The sequence below is a fragment of the Micromonospora sp. CB01531 genome (assembly GCF_001905095.1).
GTDB lineage: Bacteria > Actinomycetota > Actinomycetes > Mycobacteriales > Micromonosporaceae > Micromonospora.
Window position 1 is genome coordinate 425,822 of sequence record NZ_LWLS01000001.1, and the last position, 16,680, is coordinate 442,501.

At 74.7% G+C, this 16,680-nt stretch carries 16 protein-coding genes and 1 pseudogene; 10 read left to right on the plus strand and 7 right to left on the minus strand.

The genetic code is table 11. The annotated features are described in order from the left end of the window. Positions 1–16: 16 nt before the first annotated feature. A complete protein-coding gene (locus tag A6A27_RS01975; RefSeq protein ID WP_198940148.1) occupies positions 17–331 on the minus strand; it encodes an STAS domain-containing protein in 315 nt (104 codons plus the stop codon). A gap of 95 nt (positions 332–426) precedes the next feature. On the opposite strand from A6A27_RS01975, the gene map reads away from it, so the two are divergent. Together map and A6A27_RS01985 are read left to right on the plus strand one after the other, a co-directional pair. Beyond that, a complete protein-coding gene (gene map, locus A6A27_RS01980; protein ID WP_073832715.1) occupies positions 427–1,284 on the plus strand; it encodes a type I methionyl aminopeptidase in 858 nt (285 codons plus the stop codon). Further along, positions 1,281–1,997 carry a VIT1/CCC1 transporter family protein gene (locus A6A27_RS01985; protein WP_073832576.1) on the plus strand — a complete coding sequence of 239 codons (717 nt, stop codon included), beginning with the start codon at positions 1,281–1,283 and terminating at the stop codon, positions 1,995–1,997. Before map ends, A6A27_RS01985 begins: the two co-directional genes overlap by 4 nt. Before the next feature lie 10 nt (positions 1,998–2,007). Here A6A27_RS01985 and A6A27_RS01990 read toward each other — a convergent pair whose 3' ends face one another. The 6 genes from A6A27_RS01990 to A6A27_RS02015 form a co-directional block, all read right to left on the minus strand. Next, a complete protein-coding gene (locus A6A27_RS01990) occupies positions 2,008–2,724 on the minus strand; it encodes a nucleotidyltransferase domain-containing protein (RefSeq protein WP_198940158.1) in 717 nt (238 codons plus the stop codon). Between the two features lie 148 nt (positions 2,725–2,872). After that, complete coding sequence (locus A6A27_RS01995) at positions 2,873–5,569, minus strand: FtsX-like permease family protein (protein ID WP_143193819.1); 2,697 nt, start codon at positions 5,567–5,569, stop codon at positions 2,873–2,875. Beyond that, the gene (locus tag A6A27_RS02000; protein ID WP_073832577.1) at positions 5,566–6,288 is read right to left on the minus strand and encodes an ABC transporter ATP-binding protein; all 723 of its coding nucleotides are present in this window, start codon (positions 6,286–6,288) and stop codon (positions 5,566–5,568) included. The genes A6A27_RS01995 and A6A27_RS02000 overlap by 4 nt, the downstream gene beginning before the upstream one ends. Before the next feature lie 142 nt (positions 6,289–6,430). Continuing rightward, entirely contained in the window at positions 6,431–7,012 is a 582-nt protein-coding gene (locus A6A27_RS02005; RefSeq protein WP_073832578.1) for a PadR family transcriptional regulator, read from the minus strand. 69 nt (positions 7,013–7,081) lie between these two features. After that, positions 7,082–7,531 (minus strand): ferritin-like domain-containing protein, encoded by a 450-nt coding sequence (locus A6A27_RS02010; RefSeq protein WP_073832579.1) that lies wholly within the window; start codon positions 7,529–7,531, stop codon positions 7,082–7,084. Then, positions 7,528–7,980: a hypothetical protein gene (locus A6A27_RS02015; protein ID WP_198940159.1), complete on the minus strand. Its 453-nt coding sequence runs from the start codon at positions 7,978–7,980 to the stop codon at positions 7,528–7,530. Before A6A27_RS02015 ends, A6A27_RS02010 begins: the two co-directional genes overlap by 4 nt. A 264-nt stretch (positions 7,981–8,244) precedes the next feature. Between A6A27_RS02015 and rimP the strand changes: the two genes are divergently transcribed. The 8 genes and pseudogenes from rimP to A6A27_RS02055 all read left to right on the plus strand — a co-directional run bounded on the left by rimP (position 8,245) and on the right by A6A27_RS02055 (position 16,638). Further along, a complete protein-coding gene (gene rimP, locus A6A27_RS02020) occupies positions 8,245–8,952 on the plus strand; it encodes a ribosome maturation factor RimP (protein ID WP_073832580.1) in 708 nt (235 codons plus the stop codon). Further along, positions 8,949–9,992 carry a transcription termination factor NusA gene (gene nusA, locus A6A27_RS02025; protein WP_073832581.1) on the plus strand — a complete coding sequence of 348 codons (1,044 nt, stop codon included), beginning with the start codon at positions 8,949–8,951 and terminating at the stop codon, positions 9,990–9,992. The genes rimP and nusA overlap by 4 nt, the downstream gene beginning before the upstream one ends. A gap of 16 nt (positions 9,993–10,008) precedes the next feature. Beyond that, positions 10,009–10,345: pseudogene (locus tag A6A27_RS02030) on the plus strand (YlxR family protein). 93 nt (positions 10,346–10,438) lie between these two features. Then, the gene (gene infB, locus A6A27_RS02035; RefSeq protein ID WP_073832583.1) at positions 10,439–13,462 is read left to right on the plus strand and encodes a translation initiation factor IF-2; all 3,024 of its coding nucleotides are present in this window, start codon (positions 10,439–10,441) and stop codon (positions 13,460–13,462) included. 77 nt (positions 13,463–13,539) lie between these two features. Further along, entirely contained in the window at positions 13,540–14,595 is a 1,056-nt protein-coding gene (locus A6A27_RS02040; protein WP_073832584.1) for a TRM11 family SAM-dependent methyltransferase, read from the plus strand. 34 nt (positions 14,596–14,629) lie between these two features. Beyond that, positions 14,630–14,923: a DUF503 domain-containing protein gene (locus tag A6A27_RS02045; RefSeq protein WP_073832719.1), complete on the plus strand. Its 294-nt coding sequence runs from the start codon at positions 14,630–14,632 to the stop codon at positions 14,921–14,923. A gap of 192 nt (positions 14,924–15,115) precedes the next feature. Beyond that, on the plus strand, positions 15,116–15,595 hold the full coding sequence (rbfA, locus tag A6A27_RS02050; protein ID WP_073832585.1) for a 30S ribosome-binding factor RbfA: 480 nt from the start codon (positions 15,116–15,118) through the stop codon (positions 15,593–15,595). Continuing rightward, positions 15,592–16,638, plus strand: a complete 1,047-nt coding sequence (locus A6A27_RS02055) for a DHH family phosphoesterase (protein WP_073832586.1) — start codon at positions 15,592–15,594, stop codon at positions 16,636–16,638. Before rbfA ends, A6A27_RS02055 begins: the two co-directional genes overlap by 4 nt. The last annotated feature ends 42 nt before the right edge of the window (positions 16,639–16,680 follow it).

Genomic DNA, 16,680 nt, shown 5'->3' on the forward strand with positions numbered 1-16,680 from the left:
GGTGGGCCGGGCGTGGCTAGGCGGGCGCCAGCCAGCCCTGGTCGCCGAGGCCGGAGATCTCCAGCACCCGGCGTACCTGGCGGGACGGCAGCACGGTCAGCGTGCCGGCGAACCGCTGGGCCAGCCGGACCAGCGCCTGGATCGCGGCCGAGTCGAAGAAGGTGACGCCGCGCAGGTCGAGCGTGAGGTGGGCGGCGGGCGCCCGCAGGGCGGTCTGGTACATGGTGTCGGCGGTCGCCATGTCGACCTCGCCGGTCACCACCACCCGGAGGCGGTCACCGTCGGCCTCCGCGGTCGCGGAGAAGACGGGAGGTGCGCTCCCTTGATCCACGCAGCCACAATGGCACAGCGGGCCGGGCCCGGCAACAACCCCGGGCCGGCCGCCTGTGGCGGGGCTCACCGCGGTGCCGGCGATAGGGTGTGGTCATGACCGTCCGTGCGCCGCTGACCCCAGGCACGCTCTCCCCGTGGCGAGCGGTGCCCGCCCACATCCCGCGCCCCGAGTACGTGGGTAAGAAGCGTCCCCAGGAGTGGCGCGGTTCGCACGTGCAGACGCCGGAGACCATCGAGAAGATGCGGATCGCCGGCCGGCTCGCCGCCCAGGCGACCCAGCTCGCCGGCGAGCACTGCAAGCCGGGGGTGACCACCGACGAGATCGACAAGGTGGTCCACGAGTTCCTCTGCGACCACGGCGCCTACCCGTCGACGCTGGGCTACAAGGGCTTCCCGAAGTCCTGCTGCACCAGCCTCAACGAGGTGATCTGCCACGGCATCCCGGACTCGACGGTGCTGCAGGACGGCGACATCATCAACGTCGACGTCACCGCGTTCATCGGTGGCGTGCACGGCGACACCGACGCGACGTTCTGCGTGGGCGAGGTGAGCGAGGAGGCCCGCCTGCTGGTCGAGCGGACCCACGCGGCGATGATGCGGGGCATCAAGGCGGTCGCCCCGGGCCGCCAGATCAACGTGGTCGGCCGGGTCATCGAGTCGTACGCCAAGCGGTTCGGCTACGGCGTGGTCCGCGACTTCACCGGCCACGGCATCGGGGAATCCTTCCACAGCGGCCTCTACGTGCCGCACTACGACAGCCCGCGGCCCACCGACGTGATGGAGCCCGGCATGACGTTCACCATCGAGCCGATGATCACCCTCGGCACCTACCAGTACGACATGTGGGACGACGGCTGGACGGTGGTCACCAAGGATCGCAAGTGGACGGCTCAGTTCGAGCACACCATCGTCGTGACCGACGACGGCTACGAGATCCTCACCCTGCCGTGACCGACACCCCGGCTGCGCTGCGCGAGGCGCACCACGCGGACGTGTCCGGCGGCTGGCTCCGTCCGGCCGTGTTCGGCGCGATGGACGGATTGGTCACCAACATCGCCCTGATCGCCGGTGTCGGCGGGGGTGGGGTCTCCCCGCGCAGCATCGTCCTCACCGGCGCCGCCGGCCTGGTCGCCGGCGCCATCTCGATGGGGCTGGGGGAGTACACCAGCGTCCGGTCGGCCAACGAGCAGGTGGCCGCCGAGGTGGCCAAGGAACGGCGCGAGCTGGAACGGCACCCGGAGGCGGAGGCCCGCGAGCTGGCCGACGCGTGGGTCGCCCGGGGGCTGCCCCGGGATCTGGCCATGCAGGTCGCCAGCGCGGTCGGGCGCAACCCGGAGGAGGCGCTGCGGATGCACGTCCGGGAGGAGCTGGGCGTCGACCCCGACGAGCAGCCGAGCCCCTGGGCGGCGGCGATCTCGTCGTTCCTCTGCTTCTCGGTCGGCGCGCTGGTGCCGCTGCTGACCTACCTGCTCGGCTTCACCAGCCTGTGGCTGGCGCTCGGCGTCGGCGGGGTGGGGCTCTTCGTGGCCGGCGCGATCGTTGCCCGGTTCACCCACCGTCCCTGGTGGTCCAGCGGCCTGCGGCAGCTGCTGCTGGGCGCGCTGGCGGCCGGCGCCACCTATCTGGTCGGTGCCCTGATCGGCGTCCAGGGCGGCCTCGGCTGACCCGGGCGGGTCAGCCGGTGAGGAGATCGCCGACGGTGCCGTCGACCGGGCGGCCCCGGGCGGCCAGTTCCTCGGCCTGGCGGGCCAGCACCGCGCCGACCTCGGTCATGTCCGCGCCGGCCAGGCCGGTACGCCGTACCGCGTCGCCCGGGTCCCGGAAGTAGGTGCGGCTGAGCAGCCCGTGCACCGTGGCCGCGGCCAGCCGCGCCTCGCCGAGCATGAGCAACGCCTGGTCGGTCTCGTACCACTCGGCGAGCCGGAGCGCCCGGGCGTGCGCCGCGCTGCCCCGGTACCAGGCCTGGCGGGCGGCGGCGCTGAACTCGGCCGGGCGGGCCCGGGCCAGCCGGGCCAGATGCTCGTCGCGCAGCGAACGCAGCCAGCCGGTCGGATCGTGCAGTGCGCGGGTGGTGACGTAGCGGTCGGCGGTGAGCGGCCAGAGCGGACCGATCGTCCGGGCCTGCCCCAGGTAGTCGTCCGCCCCGGCGACGGTGAGGTCGACCAGCACCCCGTCCACCCGCCGGGTGGCCGGCGACGGCCCGCTGCCCGGCCGGTACGTGGCCAGCAGCAGCCCGACCTCGCCGTCCCCGCCGCCGTCCTCGTCGCCGTGCGCGAGGGGGCCGTGCACCGCGACGGCGAGGATGTCGGCCGCGAACCGTCGCAGCGCCGCGTCGCTCACCCGCTCGGCGACCCGCCACCTGGGATCGTCCAGGTATCGGTCGGTCTCCAGTTCGCCCCCGCTGGCGTCCACGGCCACCTCCGTTCCGCGGGCGGGCTGCCCGTCGGCGGTCCCGCACACGTCGACCGTCCACCACCCTAGCCAGGCGAGCCGGAACCACCCGGGAGCCACGCCTGGGGCTGTCCACGCCGGACCCGATTCAGTCCAGCCGGCGTTCCACGGGCAGCCGGGACCGGGTGAACAGGGCCGCCCCCAGCATCGCCACCAGCGGCACCACCACCAGCACGCCGAGGGTCAGCCCCGGCACCACCAGCGGGTACGGCGTCGGTGCCGGCCAGGCCTGCGCGTACCGCTGGTTCAGGGAGAGCAGGATGATGGCCGCCGAGCCGAGGCCGGCGAGGATGCCGAGCGCCGAGCCGAGCACCGCGATCACCCCGGCCTGACAGAGCGACAGCACCCGGCGTACCCGGGGGTCGGCCCCGACCGCGGCGAGGGTGGACAGGTCCCGGCGGGCCTCGGCGGCGGCGAGGCCGGTGGCCACCCCGGCCGCGCCCAGGGTGATCACGCCGGAGCCGATCGCCAGCAGGAGCAGCAGCGACCGCTGGTCTGACCCGGGCTGATCATCTGTCAGCACCGACAGCGCGGTGAGCCGGGACAGTTCGGCGGAGAGCCGCTCCCGCTGCCCGGCGGTGGGTGGTTCGGCCGCGTCGACCGCGTAGCCGAACGGCTCCGCCACCAGGCCGACCGCGGCGGCCGCCGACGGGGAGAGGACGAGCCGGTCCACCGGCAGGCCGCCGCGCAGCAGATGGCCGGGCAGGTCTGTGCTGGCCGTCGCCGTGACGTCGCCAGCGCCGTGGGTGACGGCGACCGTCACCCGGCCGTCGACCACCTGCGCGGGGTCGGTGACCACCACGCCGCCGGCGGCGAGCGTCCGGGTGGCGGCGGCGACCTCCTCCGCCGGGGCACCGGTGAGGGCGGGCAGCGCGCGCCCGTCGTCGACGAGGACGGGGAGGTAGATGCCGGTCGACTCGCGGACCGCCCGGACGCAGCGCGGGTCGGCCCGGGCGCGGTCGGCGGTGACGATGGCGTTTCCCAGTTCGTAAGGGCAGCGCCGCTCGGGGGGCAGCACCGCCGTCGCGACGCAGTAGTCCTCGGCGCTGGCGGGTCTCGCGCAGGCCGGGGTGGCGATCGGGACGACCGTGGCGGCCGGCAGCGCGGCCCGGACCGGCTCGGTGACCTCCGCGACCGGCGGCAGGGTGGCTGCTGTCGCACCGCCTAAGCGCAGCAGCAGCACCTGACCCGGCGGGATGCCGGGCTGCCACTCCGCCCGGCTGCGGGCCTCGCCACTGGCCAGGTAGGCGCCGAGGGCGACGCTGCCGGCGACCGCCGCCATCACCGCGGAGATGGCCGGCGCGGCTGAGGACCGGTTGCGGCTGGCGTCGCGCAGCGCGAGCCGGGGCACCAGCGGCAGCAACCGTCCCGCCCGGGCGAGCAGCCCGATCAGCGTCGGGGTGCCGAAGACCAGCCCCAGCTCGCCGAGGATCAGCCCGGTCAGCACCACGGACGGGCTGCTCCGGTTGGCGCCCAGCCCGGCGAGGGCGGCGCCGGCCGCGGTGAGCAGCACCCCGAGCACCAGCCAGCGGCGCCGGTGCCGGGGCGGGTTGCGCCGCCCGTTGAGGCCGGCCACCACGTCCTGCCGGGCCGCGGTCCACGCCGGGGCCAGCGCGGCCAGCAGCCCGGCGATTACCGCCACCGTGGCAATCGCGGCCAGGGCCGCCGGGAAGACCCGGTACCCGCCGAAGCGGGCGCCCACGACGTACTGCTCGACCAGCGGCCGGCCGGCGAGCGCGGCGCCCACGCCGAGCAGCAGCCCCAGCGCCGCCCCGCCGGCGCCGAGCACCACCCCGTCGGCCAGCACGATCCGGCGCAGGTGCGCGGCGTCCCCGCCGGCCACCGCCACCAGGGCGAGGTCCCGGCGTCGCCGGCGTACGCCGACCGCGAAGGCCGGGCCGACCAGCAGCACCACCTCCAGCAGGCCGAGTCCGCCGACCAGTACCGCGTTCCCCGCCTGCTCCGGGTCGGGCAGCCCCGGGCCGGTGAACGCCTCCTCCCGGCCGGGCAGCGGGGCCCGGGCGGCCACCTGGATCCCGCGCTCGTTGAGCCGGTCGACCAACGCCGGGTCCACCGGCCCGGGCAGGTCCACCAGCCAGCTCTCGTCCGGCGGGCTGACCGGTCCGGGTGGCGTCTCCGGCCGCAGCGCGACCACCTCCCGCAGGCTGTCCGGGAACTCCACCACCCCGACCACGGTGTACGTCGTTCCGTCGGCCGTGCGCAGCGGGTCGCCGAGCCGGACGCCCAGCGCGCGCAGCGCGGCCGGGCTGACCGCGAGCTCGTCCGGGATGGCCGGTGGGCGGCCGGCGCGCAGCGTGGCCAGCGGGCGGGTGAGCGGGTCGGTGAGGTCGACGGCCCGGGCGTCGAACGCCGTGGGGCGGCCGTCGACGCGTACCTCGAAGGGGACCCAGCGGCGCAGCCGGGTGACCCGGCTGCCGGCGGGCAGCAGGGCGCGGATCTCGTCGGCCGTCACCGGGTGGGTCCGCGGCGCCAGGTCACCCTCGACCGGCCAGGAGTTCTGGCCCCAGGCGTCCTGTTTCAGCGGGTTCACCGCCGTCCAGCGCAGCTCGGCGTCGGCCGCGCCGAGCCGGCGGTCCAGCTCCTCGGCGCGGCTCAGCTCCGCCATGTCGTAGCTGGCGGCGGCGAAGCTCAGCGCCAGCACGGGCAGCGCGATCATGGCGAGCACGAGCGCCGTACGCCCGCGGGCCCGGCGGGCCTCGCGCCGGGCGACGCGCAGCGCGGTCCGCCACGACCCGAGCATGGCGGCGGTCCGGTCCCGGTTCACCGTCCGCTGCCGGTGAGCAGCTGCTCGACGCCGGCCAGCGGGGCGGTCGAGTCGACCAGCACCCCGTCCCGGAGGAACACCACCCGGTCGGCCCAGCCGGCGTGCCGCGCCTCGTGGGTGACCAGCACCCCGGCCGCGCCGGCGTCCACCCGGCGGCGCAGCAGGTGCAGCACGGCCTCCCCGGCCTGCGAGTCGAGCGCCCCGGTGGGCTCGTCGGCGAGGACCAGCCGGCGCTCGCCGACCAACGCCCGGGCGATCGCCACCCGCTGCTGCTGGCCGCCGGACATCTGGTCCGGGAACCGGTCGGCCAGCCCCGCCACCTCCACCTCGGCGAGCGCGGCCAGGGCGAGCCGGCGGGCCTGTCGGACGCCGGCGCCGTCGAGTTCCAGGGGGAGTGCCACGTTCTCCGCCGCGGTGAGGCTGCCGAGCAGGTTCAGGTCCTGGAAGACGTACCCGATCCGGCGGCGGCGCAGCCGGGCCAGCTCGCGGGCGGCCAGCCCGCCGAGCGGTTCCCCCTCGACCAGCACCTCGCCGCCGGTCGGCCGGTCCAGCCCACCGGCCAGCGCCAGCAGGGTCGACTTGCCGGAGCCCGACGGGCCCATCACCGCCACCAGCTCGCCGGCCCGGACGGTCAGGCTGACCCCGCGCAGCGCGTGCACGGCGGCCGGACCGGCGCCGTGGGTCCGGTGCACGTCCCGCAGCTCCAGCACCTCGCTCACGGTGCCACCTCCGTTCGCGGCTGCGGGGCTCGCAAAACCGGCTCATGCGCGCATTCCGGCTCGGCCGGGTCCCACCCGAGCCGCCCCGGAATGCGCGTCCTCGCGCTCACCGCCGACCCGCCGGGCTGGGCCGGGCCGCGGCTCACCGGTGGGCCTCCTCGCCGGTCCGGTCCACCGCCTCGGGTCGGCCGGTCGGCCGGCTCGGGGCAGGACGATGGCGGACCAGGCTGGTCTCGCAGTGGTCGAGCCAGCGGATCTCCGCCTCGGCCTGGAAGATCATCGCGTCCAGCACCAGCCGCCAGGCCAGGTCCTCCGGCTTGTCGCTGGCGTACTTCAACCGGGTCAACTCCTGCAACGCCCGCATGGTGGCGCTGCGCTGGGTCTGCACCACCGCGCGGACGTCCACGCCAGGGGTGGTGAGGGCCAGGGCCAGCTTGATCGACAGCTCGTCCCGGGGCCGGTCGGCGGCGCTGATCGGGGTGGCGAACCAGAGCGCCAGGTCCGCCCGTCCGGCGTCGGTGATCTCGTACGGCCGCTGCCCGCTCTCGCTCTCGGGCAGCGAGCGGACCAGGCCGTCGCGTTCCAGCCGGGCCAGCGTGGTGTAGACCTGCCCGATGTTCAGCGGCCAGGTCGACCCGGTCGACTCCTCGAACGCGGCCCGCAGTTGGTAGCCGTACATCTCGCCGCGCTCCAACAGCGCGAGCAGGCCGTGACGGATGGACATGGCGAGGAGTATGCATACCTGGTATGCGACCCGCAACCGGAGCGATCCGGGGCGTGACCGTCGTCTCGCTCAGTCCGGGCGGCCGGGGAATGGAACCGTGATCGGGGTCACGCCGGCGGTGCGCCGCCAGCGGGTGGCGCGTACCGCGCAGTCGGTCAGCGCCGTCAGGGCCCGGTTGCGGTCGGTCCCGGTGGTGTGCGGCAGGGTCGCGCGCCAGTGGCCGGCCGTCCGCTCCTCGATCTCCACCGCCAGCTTGAGCGCGCTCGCCCTGTCGGTCACCGGGTACGGCAGGGCGTACCCGGCCCGGTCGGCGGGGACCTGGCCGCCGCTCTCGCTCAACTGCAGGATGAGGGCGTCCCGGCGGCTCCGGTGGGCCGCCTCGGCGGCCCGGGCCGCGCTCCGCGCGGCGTCGGCGAGGTGCACGCCGATCACCCCGTACGCCCAGATGGCCGCATACTCGGCGGCGAGCGCGTCGGCGAGGGCCTGGGCCGGGCCGGCCGGTGCGGTCCGCGGGATCACTTCAGCGCCTCCAGGTGGGTCGCGCGGGCGGCGGCGATCGAGCCGAGCAGCGCGGCCCGCTCGGCGGGCGCGGCGGCGCACGCCTTCGCCGCATTCTCCCGCCCCTGCTGCTCCGCCTGGCGCAGCTCGGCCAGCAGCTCGTCGGGGTCGCCGGCCGCAGCGGTCGGGGTGGCGGCGGGCGAGCCGCTCGGGGCCGGGCGGCCGATCACCTTGCGCAGCTCCTCGGCGTGCGCCCGGTGGGTGTCCGCGATCGCGCCGAGCCGGTCGGCCAGCGCCGGGGTGGCGGCGATGGCGGCTCGGTACCGGCCCTCCAGGGCGGCCGACTCCGCCGCGAGGGGCTCGAGGGAGTCCGGGGGCGGCGGCTTGTCGTCGCCGCGGTCGAAAAGATCACAACCGGTCAGCGGTACGGCGGCGCCGCCGAGCGCCACCAGCGCCCCGGCGCGCAGCAGGGTGCGCCGGGAATGTCCCGGTGCTCCGTCGCGCTGTGTCGTTCTGCCCGTCGCCACCGGACAAGTCAACACCATCTCGGCGGTGTCGTGGGCCACGACCGTCGGTGCGCCGCCCGGTCCGGTGCGCCGCCCGCGCGTTACGCTCTGCGCAGCCACCGGACGCGAATGCCCCGGTGGCGTGCCGGCATGGCGGGACGAATGCCCCGCCGGACAGCAGACATGACGGGCCGGGCGGCCCGTCGGAACAGCAGAGAGGTGCGCCAGATGACGCAGCGTGGCCGTGCCACCAGGCCGACGGGGCCCGCCGGGCGACCCCGCCGGGCCGACGGCCCCCGTGCCGGGGGTCGGGGCGGCGCGCCCCGCGGCGATCTGAGCGCCCGCCGGGCCCGGCTGCGCGAGGTGATCGAGCCGGTGGTCACCGCCGCCGGGTACGACCTGGAGGACCTCTCCGTCTCCCGCGCCGGCCGGCGGCACGTCGTCCGCGTGATCGTGGACGCCGACGGCGGGATCAACCTGGACGCCGTCGCGGACGTCTCCCGGGCGGTCTCCGCCGCGCTGGACGCCGCGGAGGAGGCCGGCGGCGACATCGTGGCCGGCGAGTACCAGCTCGAGGTCAGCTCGCCCGGGGTGGACCGGCCGCTGACCCTGCCCCGACACTGGCGGCGCAACGTCGGCCGGCTGGTCAAGGTGACCGTGCGCGGCGCGGCGGGGGTGCCCGAGCAGCGGACCGCCGGGGACCGGCAGGTCACCGGCCGGGTGGTCGAGGCCGACGACGAGCGCGTGGTGCTGGAGACCGACGCCGGGCGGGTGGCGCACCGCTACGCCGAGCTCGGGCCCGGCCGGGTCCAGGTGGAGTTCAGCCGCCTCGACGAGATCGACGAGGCGGACGAGCTCGACGCGGCCGGCGAGGCTGACGAAGACGATGAAACCGACATCGACGACGAAGATGATGTGGAGGACGAGGAGAGGTGAACATCGACCTCGCGGCGCTGCGCGCACTGGAGCGCGAGCGGGAGATCCCGTTCGACACGATCCTCGCGGCGATCGAGACCGCGTTGCTGACCGCCTACCGGCACACCGACGGCGCCGAGCCGCACGCCCGGGTGGAGATCGACCGCAAGACCGGGGCCGCCTCGGTGTACGCCCAGGAGGTGGACGCCGACGGCAGCGTGGTACGGGAGTGGGACGACACCCCGCACGACTTCGGCCGGATCGCGGCCATGACGGCGAAGCAGGTGATCCTCCAGCGGCTGCGGGAGGCCACCGACGAGGTGCACCTCGGCGAGTACGTCGGCCGCGAGGGTGACCTGGTCACCGGCGTGGTGCAGGCGCACGAGGCGCGGGCCGAGAAGGGCATCGTCACCGTCGACCTGGGCAAGCTGGAGGGCGTCCTGCCGCAGTCCGAGCAGGTCCCCGGCGAGCGGTACGCGCACGGCGAGCGGATCCGCTGCGTTGTGGTGCACGTGGCCAAGGGAATGCGTGGCCCGCAGATCACGTTGTCCCGTTCGCACCCCGCGCTGGTGAAGAAGCTCTTCGCCCTGGAGGTGCCGGAGATCGCCGACGGGACCGTGGAGATCAGCGCGATCGCCCGTGAGGCAGGTCACCGTACGAAAATCGCGGTGCGCTCGACCGCGCCCGGCGTCAACGCCAAGGGTGCCTGCATCGGCCCGATGGGCCAGCGGGTCCGCGCGGTGATGAGCGAGCTGCACGGTGAGAAGATCGACATCATCGACTGGTCGGAGGACCCGGCCACCTTCGTCGGGAACGCGCTCTCCCCGGCCAAGGCGCTGCGGGTGGAGGTTGTCGACCCGCTCACCCGGACCGCGCGGGTCACCGTGCCGGACTTCCAGCTCTCCCTGGCGATCGGCCGGGAAGGGCAGAATGCCCGGCTTGCGGCCCGGCTGACCGGTTGGCGGATCGACATCCGTTCCGACGCGGAGCAGACCGCCGCCCCCGGCCGGAGCGGAGCTGATCACGTACCCGAGCCGGGCGGAGCGATCTCGAGCAGCTAGGGGTAGACTTCCTCCAGTGGCACGACGCGCGCTGCCGGAGCGCACCTGTGTGGGCTGCCGGAAACGAGCGCCGGCCAGCGAGTTGCTGCGGATCGTCGCGGTCGGCGACGGGGCTGATCACTTCAGCCTCCGATCCGATCCGGCCCGCAGACTGCCGGGTCGGGGAGCGAACATGCACCCGGATCCGGCCTGCTTCGCGCAAGCGGTGCGGCGCCGCGCCTTCGGGCGGGCACTGCGCATCACCGGGGTCGTCGATCACGGTGCGCTGGCGGAGCACATCGACGCGCCAACCTCTACGTCCGGTCAGCCCGACCGGACGAGAGATCGCTAGCAAGGTAGGACGACCAACATGAGCACACGATGAAGTCCCTGAAATGACCAGGCTTCAAGTGCACGAGTGAGGTCGCTGCGGGTGCTGCCCGCACGACCTCGGAGTGAGGAGTGCAGTGGCAGGAAAGGCCCGCGTACACGAGCTTGCCAAGGAGCTCGGGGTCGAAAGCAAGACCGTTCTCGCCAAGCTGAAGGAAATGGGCGAGTTCGTCAAGTCCGCGTCCAGCACCGTCGAGGCGCCCGTCGCCCGACGGCTGCGTGGCGCATTCGTCGCGTCCGCCGGTGCCTCCTCGGCACCGGCCGCGCCAGCGCCGGCCGCGCCAGCAGCGGCCGCCCCGAGCCAGGCGCCGACCCCGACCCCGACCCCGACCCCGGGTGCCCCCCGGGTCTCGGCCAAGCCGATGCCGCCCCGGCGGCCGGCTGCGCCGACCCCTGGACCGAGGCCCAAGGGCCCGGTCCCCGGCCCGCCGCAGCCGGCGACCCCGGTCGCCAAGCCGGCGAGTGCGCACGACATCGAGGTGGCGGCCGCCGAGGCGCGCGCCGCCGCCCTCAAGGCTGAGCAGGAGGCCGCGGTCAAGGCCGCGCAGGCCGCCCGCCAGCAGCAGCGGGAGAACGTCCGCCGGGAGCCCCCGGCCGAGGGCGGTCCCCGTCCGGGTCCGCGTCCGGGCCCGAACGCGGTGCCGCCGCGTCCGGGTAGCCCGGCCGCCGGCCGTCCCGGTGGCCCGACCCCGGGCCCGGGTGCCCGGCCGGGTGGTCGTCCGCCGGCGCGCGGCGCCGGCAACAACCCGTTCGGCATCCAGGGTGGCCAGCAGCAGCGGCCGCCGGCCGCCGGTGCCGGCGGCCCCCGTCCGAGCCCGGCCGGCATGCCGCCGCGGCCCAGCCCGGCCTCCATGCCGCCGCGGCCCAGCCCGGCCTCCATGCCGAGCCAGCGCCCAACCACGGGTCGCCCTGGCGGCCCCGGTGGCGGTCGTGGCGGTCCCGGTGGCGGCGCCGGTCGCCCCGGCGGCGGTGGCGGTGGCTTCCGTGGCGGTCCCGGTGGTGGCGGCGGTGGCGGTGGCTACCGTGGCGGTCCCGGTGGTGGCGGCGGTGGCGGTGGCTACCGTGGCGGCCCCGGTGGCGGTGGCGGCGGTGCTCCCGGCGGTGGTTTCCGTCCGGGCGCCCCGGCCGGTGGTGGTGGTCGTCCGGGTGGCGGCGGTCGTGGCCGTGGCGGCGGCGCCGCGGGTGCCTTCGGGCGTCCGGGTGGTCGTCCGACCCGTGGCCGCAAGTCCAAGAAGCAGCGCAGACAGGAGTTCGACAACCTGTCGGCCCCGACCATGTCCTCAGGTGCGCCCAAGGGGCAGGGCCAGGTCATCCGGTTGTCCCGTGGCGCCTCGCTGTCGGACTTCGCCGACAAGATCAACGCCAACCCGGGTTCGCTGGTCCAGGAGATGTTCAACCTGGGCGAGATGGTCACCGCGACTCAGTCTTGCTCCGACGACACCCTGAATTTGCTGGGTGTGCACCTCGGCTTCGACGTGCAGATCGTCAGCCCGGAGGACGAGGACCGCGAGCTGCTCGCGCAGTTCAACATCGACCTCGATGCCGAGGTCGCGGAGGAGCGCCTGGTCAGCCGTGCGCCGGTGGTGACCGTCATGGGTCACGTCGACCACGGTAAGACCAAGCTGCTCGACGCGATCCGCAAGGCGAACGTGGTGGCCGGCGAGGCGGGTGGCATCACCCAGCACATCGGCGCGTACCAGGTCCACGTCCCGCACGAGGGCGAGGACCGCGCGGTGACCTTCATCGACACCCCGGGTCACGAGGCGTTCACCGCCATGCGTGCCCGTGGTGCCCAGGTGACGGACATCGTGATCCTCGTGGTCGCGGCCGACGACGGCGTGATGCCGCAGACCATCGAGGCGCTCAACCACGCCAAGGCGGCGGACGTGCCGATCGTGGTCGCGGTCAACAAGGTCGACAAGCCGGAGGCGAACCCCGACAAGGTCCGCCAGCAGCTGACCGAGTACGGCCTGGTCGCCGAGGAGTACGGCGGCGACACGATGTTCGTCAACGTGGCGGCCAAGCCCGGTATCGGCATCGAGGAGCTCCTCGAGGCCGTGCTGCTGACCGCCGACGCGTCGCTGGAGCTGACCGCTCCGATCGACGGGCCGGCGCAGGGTGTCGCCATCGAGGCGCACCTGGACAAGGGCCGTGGTGCGGTGGCGACCGTGCTGGTGCAGAAGGGCACCCTCCGGGCCGGCGACTCGATCGTCGCCGGTGGGGCGCACGGCCGGGTCCGGGCCATGCTGGACGAGAACGGCAAGCCGGTCGACGAGGCCGGTCCGGCGCGTCCGGTCATGGTGCTGGGTCTGACCACGGTGCCAGGCGCGGGTGACACCTTCCTGGCCGCCGAGGACGACCGGACCGTGCGGCAGATCGCCGAGCAGCGGCAGGCGCGACGGCGGGCGGCGGCATTCGCCAACTCCCGTGGCCGGGCCACCCTCGAGACGCTCATGGAGCAGCTCAAGGAGGGCGAGAAGACCTCGCTCAACCTGGTGCTCAAGGGCGACGTCTCCGGTTCCGTGGAGGCCCTCGAGGACGCGCTGTTCAACCTCGACATCCCGGAGGAGGTCCAGCTGCGGATCATCCACCGGGGCGTGGGTGCGATCACCGAGAGCGACGTCATGCTCGCGAGCGCCTCGTCCGAGGCGGTCACGATCATCGGCTTCAACGTGCGGGCCGCCAACAAGGTCCGCGAGATCGCCGACCGCGAGGGCGTGGAGATCCGGTACTACACGGTCATCTACCAGGCCATCGAGGAGATCGACGCCGCGCTCAAGGGGCTGCTCAAGCCGGAGTACGAGGAGGTCGAGCTGGGCACCGCGGAGATCCGCGACGTCTTCCGCTCGTCCAAGATCGGCAACATCTCCGGTTGCATCGTCCGGTCCGGCCTCATCCGCCGCAACGCCAAGGCGCGGCTGCTGCGGGACGGGGCGGTCGTGGCGGACAACCTCACGATCAGTTCCCTCAAGCGGTTCAAGGACGACGCGACGGAGGTCCGCGAGGGCTTCGAGTGTGGTCTGACGCTGGGCGGTTTCAACAACGTCCAGGTCGGCGACATCATCGAGACCTTCGAGATGCGGGAGAAGCCGCGCGCCTGAGCGGCGTGAACGACCGACGGCCGGGGCCCAGTGGGCCCCGGCCGTCGCCGTCTGCGCCGGCTGCGACAATCTCCGGCGTGTTCAGGTACGCGCTGCTCCTCGCCCCCTCCGCCAACCGCGTCTACGCCGACGCGGCCGGCCGGCTGGCCCGCGCCGAACTGAAGGTGTTCGCCGGCTCGGGGGTGCTCCACGAGGCGCCGGTCGACGCCGCGGTGGAGCGGATCGGCGGGGTGGAGTACCTGACCTTCGCCGCGCCCGCGCCGGGGCTGGGCGGGCGGGACCTGGCGTACCTGGCCAACCTGTCGGCGGCGTACGCGCTGTTCGAGAGGGTGGGTGATGACCTGCTCCGCCCGGTGCCGCTGGGGCCGCTGGCCCGGTACGACTCGGATCTGATCACCATCCCCAAGTACGCCGGCAAGACCAACGAGCAGTTCACCCGGCTGCTGCTCAACGTCACCCTGCTCGCCTCCGCCTCGGCCGGCGGCATGCTGGACCGACAGTTGGTGGTGCTCGACCCGCTGTGCGGCCGGGGCACCACCCTCAACCAGGCGCTGATGTACGGCTACGACGGGATCGGCGTCGAGCACGACGGCAAGGACGTGGACGCGTACGGGGCGTTCCTGCGCACCTGGCTGCGCCGTAAGCGGCTCAAGCACACCGCCGAGACGGTGCCGGTACGCCGGGACCGCAAGCTGATCGCCCGGCGCTTCGAGGCGGTGCTCGCGCCGTCCCGCGACGACCACCGGGCCGGGGCGACCCAGCGGGTCACCGTGCTGCACGCCGACACCACCCGCGCCCGGGAGGTGCTGCGCCCGCGCTGCGCCGACGTGATCGTGACCGACGCGCCGTACGGGGTGGCCCACGGCAGCCGCACCGAGCAGGGGCTGTCCCGCAGCCCGCTGGACCTGCTCACCGCGGCCGTACCGGTCTGGCGGGAGCTGCTGCGTCCCGGTGGGGCGCTCGGGTTGTCCTGGAACACCCAGGTGGCACCGCGGGCGGCGGCCGAGGCGGTGCTGGCCGGGGCCGGCCTGCGGGTGGTCGACGGGCCCGGCTGGCGGGACCTGGCGCACCGGGTCGACCAGGCGATCGACCGGGACGTGCTGGTGGCGGTCGTGCCGACGGAAAACGGGTGACCGGGGCGGCGGCGCTGCCGTACCGTTGCTCGCCGTGTATACGGGAACCGCGCACTTCGACCTGTTGCTGCCGGGGGACTCCCGGTCCCTGAAGACCAAGCGGTCGTACGTCCGGCCGATCGTCGCCGCGCTACGCCGGTTCGAGGTCTCGGTCGCCGAGGTCGGGTCGCTCGACCTGCACGGCCGGGCCGAGATCGCGGTGGCCGTGGTGGCCGCCGAGGCGTCGCACGTCCGCGAGGTGCTCGACTCGTGCGAGCGCCTGGTGGCGGCCCGTCCGGAGACCGAGCTGCTGTCGGTCCGCCGGCGCCTCTACGGGGCGGAGGACTGACCGCCACGGACGGACGGCGGCTACCCGGGCAGCGCCCTGCCGCAGGCGTTGCCCGGGGCCCTTCCTTGCACCGGCGGCCCCGCGCGAGGGCCGCGATCGCGCGGGTAGTGTTCGAGTTGTTGGGCGGTCGGACCCGGCGGCGCCCGCGCCGTCGTCTCCGGCCGGGAGCGGGAAGCCCTGGAGGTGGGGGACATGACGGATCCGGCCAAGGTACGCCGGCACGCGGAGCGCATCCGTGAACTGGTCGCGTCGGTGGTGCGGAGCCAGATCAAGGACCCCCGGCTCGGGATGATCACCATCACCGACGCCCGGATCACCGCCGACCTGCGCGACGCCACCGTCTTCTACACGGTGCTCGGCGACGCGGCGGCGCAGGCCAGCACCGCCGCCGCGCTGGAGAGCGCCAAGGGCATGCTGCGCAGCACGGTCGGCAAGGCCCTCGGGCTGCGCCACTCGCCGACCCTGACCTTCGTCCTCGACGACGTGCAGGACCAGGTCAAGCACATCGACGACCTGCTCGCGGCGGCCCGCACCGCCGACGCCGAGGTGCAGCGGCTGGCGGCCGGCGCCCAGTTCGCGGGCGAGGCGCAGCCGTACCGGCTGGAGGAGGACTCGGACGGCGAGGACGAGGAGACCGAGAACGACGAGCCGCGCGGCGGCGACCGCCCGTGACCTCTTCCGCCGAGGGCGGTACGCCGGCCGGTGCCGGCCCGACCGACACCGACTGGGCGGCCGCCCTCGCGGCGGTACGCGGGCTTCCCGCCGATGCGCGGGTGCTGCTGATCTGTCACGTCAACCCGGACGGCGACGCGCTGGGCAGCATGCTCGGCTTCGGGCTGGGCCTGCGCCGGTGGGGCGTACGGCACCTCCAGGCGACCTTCCCCGGTCCGCCGGAGGTGCCGGAGCCGTTCCGCTGGCTGCCGGGGCTCGACCTGCTGGTGCCGCAGGACGACGCGTACCTGGACCCGGACCTGGTGATCTGCTTCGACGTGGCGAGCGAGTCCCGGCTGGGTGACCTGGTCGACCGGCTGGACAAGGCGGGGGCGGCGCTGGTGCTGGACCACCACGCGTCGAACACGCGGTTCGGCGGCATCCACCTGGTGGACCCGCACGCGGCTGCCACCTCGGTGGTCGCCGAGGGGCTGCTCGACCGCCTCGGGGTGCCGCTGGACGCCGAGATCGCCACCTGCCTCTACGTGGCGCTGAGCACGGACACCGGCTCGTTCCGCTTCGAGGCCACCACGCCGGACGTGCACCGGATGGCGGCCCGGCTGCTGGCCACCGGCATCCGTCCCGGGGACATCTCCCGGCGGATCTTCGACACCCGCCCGTTCGGCGCCGTCCGGCTCTTCGGCGAGGTGCTGGGCCGGGCCCGGCTGGAACCGGCGGCCGCTGCCGGGCGCGGGCTGGTCTGGACCTACGCCACCCAGGACGACCTGGCCCGGTACGCCCAGCCGGCGTACGTGCTGGAGGCGCTGATCGATTCGGTCCGGTGCACCGCGGAGGCGGACGTGAGCTGCGTGATCAAGCAGGTGGCCGCCGCCGAGTGGGCCGTCTCCCTGCGCAGCAAGGGCGCGGTGGACGTGAGCCGGGTGGCGGTGGCGCTGGGCGGCGGCGGGCACCGGTTCGCCGCCGGTTTCACCGGGCGGGGCACGGTCGACGAGGTGGTGGACCGGATCCGGGCCGAGCTGGACGGGGCGTTGCTGACGGCCTGATATCAGGGACGACTCCGGGGCGTGGTGGTCTTCCGGCGTTCC